The organism is Paenarthrobacter nitroguajacolicus (genome assembly GCF_029952445.1).
Classification (GTDB): domain Bacteria; phylum Actinomycetota; class Actinomycetes; order Actinomycetales; family Micrococcaceae; genus Arthrobacter; species Arthrobacter nitroguajacolicus_B.
The window spans coordinates 1-12,784 of the sequence record NZ_JAQPPK010000021.1 but is presented as its reverse complement, the minus strand read 5'-3'; the positions used below and the strand labels follow the sequence as shown (position 1 = coordinate 12,784).

Genomic DNA, 12,784 nt, shown 5'->3' with positions numbered 1-12,784 from the left:
GAGGGGTTGGCTTTCGACTCTTTGGGGGTTCGAAAGGGTTGGGAGCTAACCCCTCGGCGCGTCAATGAGCGCCACGATCTCCGTGGTGTATGCCTGTGAGGACTCCATGGATCCGCGGAACCAGCAGACTGCGTGGATGGATGGGTCGCCCGGGACCACCATGGGCCGGAGGTTGTCCGCGGTGGACCCTTCCGTGATGGCTTCCCATGCCCAGCTTGCCCCGGAATCGACCGTGACGCCCCGATAGATCTCGTAATGCGGTGTGCCAACGCCGGTCCGGGGATCCACCGGCGTCGAGATGTACACCTGATCAAGGTTGTTGGGATCCACAGCACCCAGCCCTGTGTAATCCTGCTCGTGCGGCAGCAGGCCTGGACCCGCGACGGCGAGTGGATTCAGTTCCCAGCGCACCCCGTCGAAGCGGGCGTACAGCAGGCGGTGATCGTCGACGTCGAGCATTTGCTCCCGCTGCAGCGGACCGTTCACGTCGTTGGCCCGGCAGGTGACGATGGCGGCGAGTTCGTTGCCCTGCCGGCGAAGGTCAGTAGTCCAGCCGTGGGTGAGGGTGTCGCCGTCGAGCGTCATCCCGGCTTTGAAGACAGTGGTGAGGGTGTCCTGATTGATGCCGGCGCTGCCGATGACCGGCTTGCTGGCCACGTTGCCCTCGGCGTCGTGAAGCGCATCGCCTTCGATGTAGCCGTGGTAAATGCTGTTGTTGAAGTCGCGGGGGTGGTGGTCCGTGGTGATGAGGTCGATCCGGTCGACGCCGTTGGAGGCGTACCGCGTGTACCCGTTGACGTAGCCGATCTTGGGGCGCGTGAAGAGTTTCCCGCCGTAGTTCCACGTGCTGCCGTGGTCATCGGAGACCATCAGCGTGGGGTCGTCGTTGATGGCCCGGACAAAGTTGTAGACCCGATCCTCCGCAGCCAAAGCGTGAAGGTTGGAGTACGTCGCACCACGACCATTGGCCAGTTCCGTCCAATCGAACTGCCGCTCCGGCTCCCATTCTGAAGCGTCGTGCGGACGGACTGAGACCCGCCACCGTGAAAAGTTGTCCGTCTTGTGCTTGGCGTACATGGCAACGTAGCGACCGTCCGGCCGGATCAGGAGTGCGGGGGCGTTGTGATCGTCCGCCTCCAAGCGCTCGTGGAGGAGGTGGGTGCTGCGCTCGCCGGAAACAAGATCCAGGACAGAGATCTCGATGTTGCCCCCGCGGCCCGGTCCGCCCGGCCCTTTAGGAGAAGCGACTGAGCCAACCAGCAGCGTGTTGTTGGAGGGGTCGATCACAGCGCGTTCGTCCTGGAACCAGCACCAGGCGCCGTTGTTGTTGAGGACCAGTGGCTCTTGGAGGGAAGGAGCATCGGTGACCATGGAAATCCTTTGCGACTTTGCATCGTTTCAAAATCCATCCTACGCACCGAGATGCCAATAGATGACAATCCCAAGCGCCGGGATTGTCACTTATTGCCAAGTCGGCGGAGGCAAAGGGGGGAGAGCTAACCCCTCGGCGCAAGGTGGGGAGGGCGGCTAGTCTTGGCGCATGACGACTCGAGCCAACGAACTCACCGCCTTGGTCACTGGAGCAACGGCTGGGCTGGGCGCCGAGTTCGCCCGTCAACTGGCCGAATCCGGGCACCACCTGGTCCTTGTGGCCCGCGACGAACAGCGACTCAAGCAAAAAGCCGAGGAACTCGAACGCGACTTCAGCATCTCGGTCGAAGTGCTGTCCGCGGACCTGACCACCGACGTCGGGGTTTCAGCAGTTGCCGACCGCCTCAAGGACGCTGGCCGTCCCGTCGACGTGCTGGTCAACAACGCCGGAATCGGACTCCTGAAGTCTTTCGAGCGCAACGGGTTGGAAGAAGAACGCCGCCATCTGAGGTTGCATGTCGAGACACCCATGGAGTTGTGCCACGCTGCGCTGGAAGTGATGTTGGCCCGGGGAAAGGGCCGGATCATCAACGTGGCCAGCGTCGCGGCGTTCGCGAACCGGGGCACCTACTCCGCCGCCAAGGCATGGCAGGTGACCTTCAGCAGGTGGGCTAACCTCACGTACGCGAAGTCGGGTGTGCAGGTCACCGCCGTGTGCCCGGGCTTCACGCACACCGAATTCCACGACCGCATGGGAATGGATAAAACCGTAGCCCCGCGCTTCCTGTGGCTGACAGCCGAGCGCGTGGTCCGTGAAGGCCTGGAAGACAACGCCAATGGCAAGGCCGTTTCCATCCCTACCAAACGCTACAAAGTTGTCAGCTCCTTCGCGCGCATTCTTCCGGCAAAGCTGACCTCCGGGCCACCACGCCGGCCACTGGAGCCCTAACTTTCACCCGCGAAGGATTCCACAAGCCGTGCGAGCGGCTCGGGTGCCTGCCCTACTGGCAACGCGGCCACCAGCAGGGGTGCGTAGCGGATCTTGTTCCCGCTGCGGCCACCGAAGAAGCGGCGCAACTGCGCCGGTACCGGCTGTTCGCGCTGCGAGGGTTGGCGCTGCAGCAGCCGGAACGACGCGAGTTCACCTTGGCCATCAATAACGTTGAGCACGGCGTCGATGCCCAGGGAGCGGATTAGTTCGTCTTCCAAATCCGCGTGGCAGACGTGGAAGCCGAGTTCATCCAAGGGCCCCGAACCGATTCCGGCGCGGCACAGTGCGCGGGCAATGCCATGGGACTCGCGTTCGTCGCATAGCCCGAGAAGCCTGTGATCGGCACCGGCCGGACCATAACGCTCCAGGAAACGGACGATGCTGGTGGCGCCTCCCATGGGTACCACCGACACGTGCTCGGCGTTCAGGTCATGGCCGCGGCGACGCGCGAGCATCTCGACCGCCAGCCGGTCGCTCTCGCCTTCGACCAAGACAGTTGTCGCCTGCATTGAACCAGTATGGCTCAGGCGCGCGGGATCCCAGCCTGCGCCGTCTTGGAGCGCGGCGCCCGTACCAGCACCGCAACCGCGATTCCCACCACGGCTCCCACGAAAGTCTCAATGGCGCGTTCCATCACCAGCACACCCGGATCCATCGGTGCGGCAAGCTGCGCGATCAGCAGGACCACCGGTGTGAAGAACACCATCGCCCACCCGTAGTGCCGGGCCATGAAAAGCTCCGTGGGGAACTGGCACAGCATCACCACCACGGCGAGGACCACCACGCCGTGGCCGGGAAAGTATTGCAGGGGAGACAGCGGAGTGGGGAAAAGCACGACGGCGACCACCACCAACCCTAGGAACGTTCCCACGATGCGGTGGATACCGCGGTGGACGCGGCTTGGGAGGTCGGCGCCCGCGAGGGGCACGGCGGCTGCGGCCATGGCCCAGTGCGGATGGCCACTCCCGCTAAGGACTCCGATGGCCCCGGCGGCGCTCACCGCGAGGGAGTAGCGGACGGCATGGACGAGGGCGGCTTGGCGAAGGGGGCCGCGGAGGGACGGAACATTTCGGGTGGCGCCGGCCACCCAGTTGCGGTGCCGGAACCAGCCGGCGAACCCAACCACCAAGGAGAAGGCGGCGGACGCAGCTCCGATGAGTACCGCCGTCGTGAACGGAACGCTGGTGGGGACCGAAGCGCAGGCGCCCAACGCAAGGATGCCGAAAAATGGACCGATCGGCTTGAGCCGCACCGTGTCCGAGTACAAGGATCCAGCCCCGGCGAACAGGGTAGCCACCAGTACCAGCCACCACGAATGGATGTGGTTGACGGAAAGGAAAACGCCAATGGTGAGTCCGCCCACCAGGATCAGCGCCGCTTGTGCCTGGTGTTTGAGGCGGAGCTGATGGGTTTCGTTGCGGCCGTACATCCCTGTCAGCGCGCCGAACACGGCGTACAACATGAGGTCGGGACGGCCCAGGAGGACCAGGAAGAGCCCCGGCAGTGCAACGCTCAGGGCAACCCGGACTGCGGAGAGGCGGTCGTTGTTTGCCGGGCCAAGTCGGTGGAGTTCGCGGGCGTGCATCAAGAGTGCGGGCACGGGGAACACCACCAATCATCCAGGGTTGTTCCTGAAAATTATCAGGATCACTATCGGAGCCGCCATAATCCCGGTCACAACCCGTAGTGAACCCGGCCGCATGGACACGGAAACTTCTGGGAAGATCGAGGTATGCCCGTCGCTTTCGTCTGCCGCACCCGTTCCAGCATGCCGCCGCAGGAACTGTTCGATTTGTCACGGAACATCGATGCCCACGTGGGATCGATGACCAAGAGCCGCGAGAAGGCAGTGGCCGGGGTCACCAGTGGGCTGATATCCCAAGGTGAGACCGTCACCTGGCAGGCCTGGCACCTTGGAGTCCGCTTCCGCATGACAAGCCGCATCACGCGTATGGAGGCTCCGGCGTCGTTCTCCGACGAACAGGTGAAGGGCCCTTTCAAGTACCTCCGCCACACGCACGAGTTCCGGCCCGATGGCAGTGGGACGCTCATGGTGGACACCATCGAATTCGCTGCTCCGTTCGGGCCACTGGGCAGGCTGGTGGAGAAGCTGGTCCTGGGCCGGTACATGCAGAACCTGATCGAGAAGCGCAACGAGTTCCTGGTGGGCCAAACACCTCCAGCCCAAACGCCCCCAGCCCTGGATACGCGGCAATGATCAGGCTCGCGCACGCGGACGACCTGCAGATGATGCAGGACATCGAGCGCGCTGCGGGGGAGACGTTCCGGCAACTCGGCATGGACCAGATCGCGATTGACGAGCCATTTCCCGTGGAAACACTGGGTGCCTACGCAGCCGCCGGTCGCGCCTGGGTGTCCGTGGACGGGCTCGACTATCCGGTGGCGTACCTGTTGGCCGATGTCGTTGATGGCGACGGCCACGTGGAGCAGGTCAGCGTCCACCCGGATCAAGCGCATCAGGGACTTGGACGGGAGCTGCTCCATGCCGCGCGTGTTTGGACACGGGGCCACGGGATGAAGCGGCAAACCCTGAGCACGTTCCGGGACGTGCCGTGGAACGCCCCGTACTATCGGCGCCTGGGGTTCGAGGTGCTCGACGCCGGCAGTTGGGGTCCGGAGCTGGCCCACCTCATGGAGCACGAGGCCCAGTTGGGGCTGACCCGCTGGCCGAGGGTCGCCATGTGGCGCCCGGCGGTGCCGCCGAAGTAGCGTGCCTCCGAGTAATCAGCGCAGAGTGGCCGTCACTCCGCCACCAGTTCAACCTCGTAGCTGTCAGTGTTCAGCAGGTAGGCGGCGTAGTGGTCAGGGCCGCCGGCGTGCGGGTACTTGGACTCGAACATCTCGTACCAGCCGGCGTCCGCCCCGAGTGCACGGATCCGGTCCACATTTTCCCGGGTGCCTGCATGAAACGCCACGTGATTGACGCCGGGGTCGGTCCGGCGGTGGGCAGTGCCGGTAATTGCTTCGGTCTGCTCCACCACAACGTACGTCCCGCCGAGCTTCCAACTGCACCCCGTGGGCCACTCCTGGAATGGTTCATAGCCGAGTTGCCCCAAAAGCCAGCCCCATTCTTCCCTGGCCCGGTCAAGGAGCGGCACCCAGATCTCAAGATGGTGGATCGAACCAACCGGAACCTCACGCATGCGCCGAGTCTACGAGGTCCGGGCGCGTTCCACATCCGCCGCGCTCGCCGGGTCGCCGGACGCACGAAGCCCGGCGATAACTCCGTCGACGTCGGCCGGAGTACGGTTCTGGCTGAGTTTCGTCTTCGCCTCCACACGGGAAATCAAAAGTTCGACGCCGACAATCGCCCTCAGCTGCCCCGCAATGAACCGCTCGGGTGCTTCGTCGACGGTCCATGGCTGCGGCCTGCCTGCCTCATGCTGGTTGGAGAGGCGACGGACGTGCCGACCCAACCACTCGGCGTCGTCATGAATAACAAGCTTCCCGTAAACGTGGGCCGTCGAGTAGTTCCAGGTGGGGACAACGCGGCCGTGCTCAGCTTTCGAGGCATACCAGGACGGCGAAATGTAGGCATCCTCGCCCTGCACGATCATCAGCGCCTCAGCGGTGGCATGGGAGGACCACTGGGTGTTGTTCCGGGCCATGTGGGCGTGCAGGGCACCGTGCTCACCAACAGATGGCTCGTAGACGAAGGGCAGAAGCGTGGCGAGCAAGCCGTCCGGAGTCATGGTGACCAGGTTGGCGGCCCCCGAGTAGTTAAGCAGGGATTTCAGGGCTTCGTCAGATGCTGCGAAATGCGCTGGGGTGTACATGTTCTGTTCCTTTCTGGAATGTTCAGGATTTCGACGGCGGGTTGAGCCTGACGCGGACAGCGGCACCTGCGCAGAGAATCACCGCCAGGCCACCCACAACGGTGGTCCACGTCATCGACTCACCCAGGAGGAGGCCGGCCCACGCGATGCTCATGACGGGCTGGACCAGTTGGATCTGGCTGACCTGGGCCATGGGACCGATCGCGAGTCCGTGGTACCAGGCGAAGAAGCCAAGGAACATGCTCACCACCCCCAGGTAGGCGAAGGACAACCACTGGACAGGTGACGCCGCGGGCAATCCGGAACCCAACGAAACCAGCGTCAGCACGATCATCACGGGGGAGGCGACTACGAGCGCCCAGGAAATGGTCTGCCAAGCGCCCAATTCGCGGGCCAGCAACCCACCCTCCGCATAGCCTATGGCGGCCGCCAGGACTGCCAGGAGCAGGAGAAGATCGGCCCAATGCAGCGAGCCGAAACCGCCTGATTGCAACAAGGCGAAGACCAGCGCGGCCAGTACGCCTACTGCCGTCAGGACCCAGAACAACGGTCGCGGCCGCTCCCTGCCCCGGATCACCGCTACTGTAGCCGTGGCTGCAGGCAGTAGCGCGATCACGACAGCTCCGTGGCTGGCAGAGGTGCTGGTGAGGGCGAAGGTTGTGAGTAGGGGAAACCCTGCCACGATCCCGCCCGCTACTACGGCCAAGCGGAACCATTGGCGGCCACGCGGGAACCGTTGTTTCGTCAGGCCCAGTGCAAGGGCCGCAAGAAGGGCAGCAACCACCGCCCTTCCTGCTCCGATGAACAAGGGCGACATGCCTTCGACAGCCACGCGGGTGAGGGGGACAGTGAAGGAGAAAGCCACGACACCAAGGAGGCCCCACCAAACGCCGCTGGAAGTCCTGACGGGTATCACTGGCCGTGAAATCGTAGTAGCGCTACTATTGTGACTCATGAATAACGATAGCAGTTCCCGGATCGTCTCGCGAGTAAAGGAATGGATCGCTGGGGCCGCTCCCGGAGCAAAACTGCCATCCACCAGGCAACTCGTGGCCGAGTACCAAGCGAGCCCCGTGACAGTGCAGAAGGCGCTGCGGACCCTCACCGCCCAAGGGCTCATTGAAAGCCGTCCCGGTGTGGGAACCTTCGTGCGCGCCTACCGCATGGCAAGGCCCTCCGACTATGGATGGCAGACGGCTGCCCTTCGCTTAGCCCAGGCCGCAAGGCCCCTGAATTCCGCCGCCATGCGCAGCGCGTCCAACGACGTCATCGCCTTCCACTCCGGCTATCCCGACCGCGAACTCCTGCCGGAAAGGCTGGTCCGTGCCGCCCTGACCCGCGCAGCCCGCGGCGATGCCGCGTTGTCGCGGCCCCCGGCGCAAGGGCTCCCGGAGCTGCAATCGTGGTTCGCGCACGAGCTGAGCACCTCAACGCCAGTGGGCGTCACGCCGCCCCAGCCGAGCGACGTCGTCGTTCTTCCAGGGAGCCAAAGCGGACTCAGCTCGATTTTCCGCGGACTGGTGGGGCACGGCCAGCCGCTGCTGGTGGAGTCGCCAAGCTACTGGGGCGCGTTGCTTGCTGCGGGCCAGGCGGGCGTGAATGTCATCCCTGTTCCCAGCGGTCCGGAGGGGCCTGACCCGGACGAGTTGGACAGGGCCTTCGAGGAATCAGGCGCGCGGCTGTTCTACGGGCAGCCCAACTTCGCCAATCCCACCGGCGCCCAATGGTCGGCGGAACGCGGCGAGGAAGTGCTGCGGATCGTCCAGCGGCATGGCGCTTTCCTTGTGGAGGACGACTGGGCCCACGACTTCGGCATCACAGCGCCATCCGTACCGATCGCCGCCAAGGACGATTCCGGGCACGTGGTCTACATCCGCTCGCTGACCAAGAGCGTTTCGCCGAGCATCCGCGTCGCCGCAATCATCGCCCGTGGACCTGCCAGGGAGCGGATCATGGGCGCCCAGGCTGCCGAATCGATGTATGTCAGCGGCGTGCTCCAGGCGGCGGCGCTCGACGTCGTCACCCAACCAGGGTGGCAAACGCACCTTCGTGGCCTTAGCCACCAACTGCAATCGCGCCGCGACCTGCTGGTCACGAGCCTCCGCGAGCACGTTCCGCAGGCGCACTTGAGCCACCTGCCCAAAGGTGGTCTGAATCTGTGGCTGCGGATGCCGGACGGGTTCGACGTCGATCGGCTCACCAAGGATTGCGAGGCGGCCGGCGTGCTGATTGCTGCCGGGACGGAGTGGTTTCCTGCCGAACCGGAAGGGCCGCACATCAGGCTCAACTATGCCGGCCCCAACCCTGGCCGATTCCCGGAAGGTGCACGGATTATTGGTGAAATGGTGAATCGGCAGGAGCGGGGCTAGCCGGGGCAGAATCGTCGTCGGCTTTGTAACTGGCCTCCGGGGCGTCCCACTCGATGTGGTGTTTGTAGACCCAGTCGAAGTTGTCGGCGGCTTTCCTGGCCAACGACCGGAAGACCAGCTTGAGCACCAGGTCTTCGGCCACCCGCCTGAACTGTCCACGGATTTTCGGGGCGGCATTCCGGCGCCCCCACTCGACCACCAGCTCGGCTCTGTCGCGGCGTTCTTCTTCGTATCGCGCAAGGGCGGCGGGGATGCCCGAGGGTGAAATGCCCTGCAGCTCGCGCCCCAACGTGACCGCGTCCTCGATGGCCATGGAGGCGCCTTGCCCGGACGACGGCGATGCCGCATGGGCGGCATCTCCCACCAGGACCGCGGCGCCCCTGTGCCAGAGGGGAATGCTGGGGAAGTCGGACGTGGTGTACGGGCGGATGATCTCTGTGGTGGCGCCAATGATGGCAGCCATGGGTGTGCAATCGCCCTCAACGAGTCCCGTCAGCCAGGACCTGCGGCGTTCTGCGTCAAAGGCGGCGGGGTCCTCCTTGGAGATCTGGAGGGGATTGGCGAACCACCAGATTTTGCCCTCCGGATCCTGCATGTAGCAATAGAAGCACCGCTTGCCGAACACCATCTTCATCCGGCCCACGGCAACATCCACGAGGGTGGCGGGGATTGCTCCAGCTTGGACAATGCCGCCCGTGTTCAAGAGCGGGATGTTCCGCGGTGCCGGGGATTCGGGATCGATGAGGGGCCGGACGGCCGAGTGCAGGCCATCCGCCCCGACCACCAGGTGACCCTCCGCGGAGGTGCCGTCGGAGAAGAACGCCGTGACGGCGTCGTGCTTTTGCTCCATGCGGGCCAGCCGCTTCCCGTACACAATCCGGACCCCGCGACGGCCCGCCTCCTCCCTGAGTAGGGCGTAGAGCTCGGAACGGGTCATGGTTCGTGCGGTGGTGCCATCCGGGAGTGAACCGCCGTAATCGAAGTCGATGAGGTGCTTCCCGGTGCTGCCCAGGTACATGGACATCTGCGGCGTGCTGAACCCCAGGGCGGCGGTGCCCTCCTTGAGTCCGAGGGTCTGAAGTGCGTCGAAGCCGTTGACAGCCACGGTGAGGAAGCCGCCTATGCCGTCGGATGGTCCTTGGTAAGCCTCGTAGACAGTGGCTTGGTGCCCGGCTTTGCGCAGGGAGATGGCGGTGGACAGTCCAGCGATTCCGGACCCGATGATGAGGCAGTTCAGCATGATGGCTCCCTTGGCAATATATTTCTTTCGGTTAAAAGAAATATATGGCTGTCCGGGGGGGTCGGTCAATCCTTTCGGTTCAGCGAAATAATTTGCTAGCCTCGGGGCATGAGTAATCCCGAGCACTCCGAGCAGACCCGCGAATCCCTTCTGGACGACGTGTACGCCTCGGGCCGCGAGTTATCCACGGCTGCCATAATGTTCCACACCAAGTTGTCGGAACTGCGGGGATTATCCGCCACGGAGGGGAAAGCGATCGATCTCCTGCTTCGGTTTGGTCCCATGACGGCGGGTGAGTTCGGCGAGCGATCCGGGTTGGCTCCGGCCTCCGTCACCGGGCTGATGCAGAGGCTTGAAAGCAAGGGCGTGGCGCGCCGGATCCAGCATGCAGAGGACAGGCGGAAGGTCCTGGTGGAACTCGTGGGGGACCAGGTCACGGCCGCCGCGCCGTACTTCGCTGACTTCATGGCGGGCTTGGGCGCACTCCTGGAGGGCTACAGCGATGAGGAGCTGAAGATCATCGCCGATTACTCCCACAAGGCGGCGCGCATCCAACAGGAAGCCGCCGGGCGGCTGGGTGCCGACACCGCCGTCGGGCCTTAACAGCCGTAGCCACCAGCATCAAGGAGAGCGCCTTGGGGCTGGTGGCTACGGTGGGCGGCAAACTGCCGCGAACTGGCTCTGTCGCTTCGACTCAGCGACGCTGTGCAGAAGTTGCAGGCAAAAGGTTCCTACGCGGGGGTCAGGTCCTTATTGCCTGTGCTGAACACCGAGTCATCGATTGGCTGGCCGTCGAACGGCATCTCGTCCAGGTTGATGAGCGGGTTGGTGTCCTGCGTTGCAACGAGCTCGCGTGCTTCAGCCGGGGTGTCCACGCTGGGCATGGAGCCAGGCAGCGGGCGCTGGGCGGATTCACGCAGGAAGTAGATGGCGATGGCACCCACGATGGACGTTGCCATCAGGTAGTACGCCGGCATCATGTCGTTGCCCGTGCCCTCAATGAGGCCCTGCACGATGAACGGTGTGGTTCCACCGAAGATCGCTACCGAGAAGTTGTAGGCGATGCCCATTCCGCCGTAGCGGCTGGACGTCGGGAACAGCGCCGGAAGGGCCGAGGCCAGGTTGGCGATGTAGAACGTCACGGGGAAGGCGATCAGTGCCAGGCCGGCCAAGGTGGACCAGATGTCGCCGATGCCGATGAGCAGGAAGGCGGGGATGGCAAAGACGATGGTGCTGCCTGCGCCGATCCACAGGACGGGGCGGCGGCCGATACGGTCGGAGAGCTTGCCCGTCAGCGGGATGCACACGGCCATGATCACCAGGACGGGAATGGTCAGCAGGGTGCCGTGGACGGGGTCGTAGCCCTTGGAGTCCGTGAGGTAGGTAGGCATGTACGACGTCAGTGCGTATCCAACAGTGTTGGCCGCGGCCGCGAGGATCATGGCAAGGATGATCTGGCGCCAGTAAGCCTTGATGATGCCCACAGGTCCCTTGGCGACAGCTGCATCCTGTGACGCAGCGCTCTTGGCAGAGGCTTCCTGGGCGTCCAGGGTTGCCTGGAATTGGGGGGATTCCTCAATCTTGCTACGGAAGTACACGGCGATGAGGCCCAGCGGACCAGCGATCAGGAACGGAAGCCTCCAGCCCCATTCCTCCATGGCCGACTGTCCGAGCGTGAGCTGCAGGACAGACACCAGGGCGGCACCAAGGGCGAAGCCAATGTAGCTGCCCATATCCAGGAAGCTGGCGAAGTAACCGCGGCGCTTGTCCGGGGCGTACTCGCTCACGAAAGTCGTGGCACCGGCGTATTCGCCACCGGTGGAGAAGCCTTGGATGAGCTTCAGGATGACCAGCAGCGCGGCGGCCCAGATGCCGATCTGCGCATAGCCGGGCAGGAGTCCGACGGCGAAGGTACTTGCCGCCATCAGCATCAGTGTTGCTGCGAGGACCTTCTGGCGGCCCACCTTGTCGCCGAGCCAACCGAACACGACGCCGCCGAGGGGGCGGGCGATGAAGGTTGCGGCGAAGGTGCCCAGAAGGAAGAGGGTCTGGACGGACTTGTCCGCTTCGGGCAGGAAGACGGGGCCCATGGTGGTGATGAGGTAGCCGAACACGCCGACGTCGTACCATTCCATGGTGTTGCCGACGATGGTTCCGCCGAGTGCTTTGCGCAGCATCGGCTTATCCACCACGTTCACGTCCGATTCCTTCAACCGGCGCTTCGGGCGGAGCTTTGCTTTCTTGGCTGCGTTCTTTGTTGCGGTTGCAGTTGTTGCTGCGTTTGTGGCGGCCGGGGTGTGGCCTGCCAATGCTTGGTTCCCGGCGGCGTTCCTTGCGCCATCCGGAGAGACGGTGTTGCTTTGGTCTGTGGGCATTTGGGCTTCTCCTAGGGAGGTCATTTGCTTGCGACTTCTGCTGCCCCGCTCTGGGCAGGGTTTCAATTTTACGCGGTTTGGGCCCAAAACCCGAGTTGAGATCCGATTTTTAGGCCCTTCAGGGGTGCAAATTGCCTAGCTGTGTTGCATCTCATTACCGGCTTTTGCCCTGCAAGGACGCGGAAGTTGGCTGGTTTTTGCCCCGCGAAGCGCGTTGTTACCAAATTGTTTAGCTATGCCCACTTAACGGGGGCGATTCTGGGCCTTAAAGTGACGAATGGGGAGTCCATGCACATTGACGGCGGCCACCGGCATTACGCCGGCGGCCACCGCTCCCGGTTAGGGGATGTTGTGCCAGAACAGGCGGACGACATCAACGACTAGTCGGATGATGTTGACCGCCAGGTTCCAGGCGCCCCATGGTTCTCCACGTTTCCGCTTGGACTCCATGCCGGCACCTCCTCCCGGAGGAACAGGGCACGGCCTGCACGTGTCTGTGGGCACAACAAACGTTGGGTTATAGGACAAAACGTGTGTAAATCCCGGGTGTGTCATGATCGTCCGGCCCAGCCGGTGCGGTGCCAGAGGCCTTCCTCGGGGCTGAGCCCGGTGCTGTAGAGATCTGGGCCGGGTTCTTGTTC

13 protein-coding genes are annotated in these 12,784 nt (G+C 63.9%); 5 read left to right on the top strand and 8 right to left on the bottom strand.

Annotated elements, in window-relative coordinates:
- Positions 1 to 45: 45 nt before the first annotated feature.
- Entirely contained in the window at positions 46 to 1,371 is a 1,326-nt protein-coding gene (locus PJL15_RS15560) for a BNR-4 repeat-containing protein (RefSeq protein WP_281452048.1), read from the bottom strand.
- A gap of 169 nt (positions 1,372 to 1,540) precedes the next feature.
- Between PJL15_RS15560 and PJL15_RS15555 the strand changes: the two genes are divergently transcribed.
- On the top strand, positions 1,541 to 2,320 hold the full coding sequence (locus PJL15_RS15555; protein ID WP_281452047.1) for an SDR family NAD(P)-dependent oxidoreductase: 780 nt from the start codon (positions 1,541 to 1,543) through the stop codon (positions 2,318 to 2,320).
- Here PJL15_RS15555 and PJL15_RS15550 read toward each other — a convergent pair.
- On the bottom strand, positions 2,317 to 2,871 hold the full coding sequence (locus tag PJL15_RS15550; protein WP_281452046.1) for a TOPRIM nucleotidyl transferase/hydrolase domain-containing protein: 555 nt from the start codon (positions 2,869 to 2,871) through the stop codon (positions 2,317 to 2,319). The two genes, PJL15_RS15555 and PJL15_RS15550, sit on opposite strands and share 4 nt — an antisense overlap.
- A 14-nt stretch (positions 2,872 to 2,885) precedes the next feature.
- Positions 2,886 to 3,971 (bottom strand): FUSC family protein, encoded by a 1,086-nt coding sequence (locus tag PJL15_RS15545; RefSeq protein WP_281452123.1) that lies wholly within the window; start codon positions 3,969 to 3,971, stop codon positions 2,886 to 2,888.
- 123 nt (positions 3,972 to 4,094) lie between these two features.
- Here PJL15_RS15545 and PJL15_RS15540 point away from each other — a divergent pair, with 123 nt between their 5' ends.
- Complete coding sequence (locus PJL15_RS15540) at positions 4,095 to 4,580, top strand: SRPBCC family protein (RefSeq protein WP_281452045.1); 486 nt, start codon at positions 4,095 to 4,097, stop codon at positions 4,578 to 4,580.
- Positions 4,577 to 5,092, top strand: a complete 516-nt coding sequence (locus PJL15_RS15535; protein WP_281452044.1) for a GNAT family N-acetyltransferase — start codon at positions 4,577 to 4,579, stop codon at positions 5,090 to 5,092. Before PJL15_RS15540 ends, PJL15_RS15535 begins: the two co-directional genes overlap by 4 nt.
- Positions 5,093 to 5,124: 32 nt before the next feature.
- On the opposite strand, the gene PJL15_RS15530 is transcribed toward PJL15_RS15535, so the two are convergent.
- The 3 genes from PJL15_RS15530 to PJL15_RS15520 are packed head-to-tail and all read right to left on the bottom strand — an operon-like array spanning position 5,125 to position 7,114.
- Positions 5,125 to 5,526: a VOC family protein gene (locus PJL15_RS15530; protein WP_281452043.1), complete on the bottom strand. Its 402-nt coding sequence runs from the start codon at positions 5,524 to 5,526 to the stop codon at positions 5,125 to 5,127.
- A gap of 9 nt (positions 5,527 to 5,535) precedes the next feature.
- Positions 5,536 to 6,159, bottom strand: coding sequence for an FMN-binding negative transcriptional regulator (locus PJL15_RS15525; protein ID WP_281452042.1), 624 nt, complete (start codon positions 6,157 to 6,159; stop codon positions 5,536 to 5,538).
- Between the two features lie 22 nt (positions 6,160 to 6,181).
- Positions 6,182 to 7,114 carry a DMT family transporter gene (locus PJL15_RS15520; RefSeq protein ID WP_281452041.1) on the bottom strand — a complete coding sequence of 311 codons (933 nt, stop codon included), beginning with the start codon at positions 7,112 to 7,114 and terminating at the stop codon, positions 6,182 to 6,184.
- Here PJL15_RS15520 and PJL15_RS15515 point away from each other — a divergent pair.
- Positions 7,113 to 8,528 carry a PLP-dependent aminotransferase family protein gene (locus PJL15_RS15515; protein ID WP_281452040.1) on the top strand — a complete coding sequence of 472 codons (1,416 nt, stop codon included), beginning with the start codon at positions 7,113 to 7,115 and terminating at the stop codon, positions 8,526 to 8,528. The genes PJL15_RS15520 and PJL15_RS15515 overlap by 2 nt on opposite strands.
- On the opposite strand, the gene PJL15_RS15510 is transcribed toward PJL15_RS15515, so the two are convergent.
- Positions 8,491 to 9,768 (bottom strand): FAD-dependent oxidoreductase, encoded by a 1,278-nt coding sequence (locus PJL15_RS15510; RefSeq protein WP_281452039.1) that lies wholly within the window; start codon positions 9,766 to 9,768, stop codon positions 8,491 to 8,493. The genes PJL15_RS15515 and PJL15_RS15510 overlap by 38 nt on opposite strands.
- Before the next feature lie 108 nt (positions 9,769 to 9,876).
- Between PJL15_RS15510 and PJL15_RS15505 the strand changes: the two genes are divergently transcribed.
- Complete coding sequence (locus PJL15_RS15505) at positions 9,877 to 10,371, top strand: MarR family transcriptional regulator (protein ID WP_281452038.1); 495 nt, start codon at positions 9,877 to 9,879, stop codon at positions 10,369 to 10,371.
- A 128-nt stretch (positions 10,372 to 10,499) separates the two neighbouring features.
- On the opposite strand, the gene PJL15_RS15500 is transcribed toward PJL15_RS15505, so the two are convergent.
- Positions 10,500 to 12,143: an MFS transporter gene (locus PJL15_RS15500; protein WP_281452037.1), complete on the bottom strand. Its 1,644-nt coding sequence runs from the start codon at positions 12,141 to 12,143 to the stop codon at positions 10,500 to 10,502.
- Positions 12,144 to 12,784 lie beyond the last annotated feature (641 nt).

What these genes read in the sequence shown, in the direction of transcription:
- PJL15_RS15560 (WP_281452048.1), bottom strand. Translation starts at nt 1,371, where the DNA reads ATGGTCACCGATGCTCCTTCCCTCCAAGAGCCACTGGTCCTCAACAAC.
- PJL15_RS15555 (WP_281452047.1), top strand. Translation starts at nt 1,541, where the DNA reads ATGACGACTCGAGCCAACGAACTCACCGCCTTGGTCACTGGAGCAACG.
- PJL15_RS15550 (WP_281452046.1), bottom strand. Translation starts at nt 2,871, where the DNA reads ATGCAGGCGACAACTGTCTTGGTCGAAGGCGAGAGCGACCGGCTGGCG.
- PJL15_RS15540 (WP_281452045.1), top strand. Translation starts at nt 4,095, where the DNA reads ATGCCCGTCGCTTTCGTCTGCCGCACCCGTTCCAGCATGCCGCCGCAG.
- PJL15_RS15535 (WP_281452044.1), top strand. Translation starts at nt 4,577, where the DNA reads ATGATCAGGCTCGCGCACGCGGACGACCTGCAGATGATGCAGGACATC.
- PJL15_RS15530 (WP_281452043.1), bottom strand. Translation starts at nt 5,526, where the DNA reads ATGCGTGAGGTTCCGGTTGGTTCGATCCACCATCTTGAGATCTGGGTG.
- PJL15_RS15525 (WP_281452042.1), bottom strand. Translation starts at nt 6,159, where the DNA reads ATGTACACCCCAGCGCATTTCGCAGCATCTGACGAAGCCCTGAAATCC.
- PJL15_RS15515 (WP_281452040.1), top strand. Translation starts at nt 7,113, where the DNA reads ATGAATAACGATAGCAGTTCCCGGATCGTCTCGCGAGTAAAGGAATGG.
- PJL15_RS15520 (WP_281452041.1), bottom strand. Translation starts at nt 7,114, where the DNA reads ATGAGTCACAATAGTAGCGCTACTACGATTTCACGGCCAGTGATACCC.
- PJL15_RS15510 (WP_281452039.1), bottom strand. Translation starts at nt 9,768, where the DNA reads ATGCTGAACTGCCTCATCATCGGGTCCGGAATCGCTGGACTGTCCACC.
- PJL15_RS15505 (WP_281452038.1), top strand. Translation starts at nt 9,877, where the DNA reads ATGAGTAATCCCGAGCACTCCGAGCAGACCCGCGAATCCCTTCTGGAC.
- PJL15_RS15500 (WP_281452037.1), bottom strand. Translation starts at nt 12,143, where the DNA reads ATGCCCACAGACCAAAGCAACACCGTCTCTCCGGATGGCGCAAGGAAC.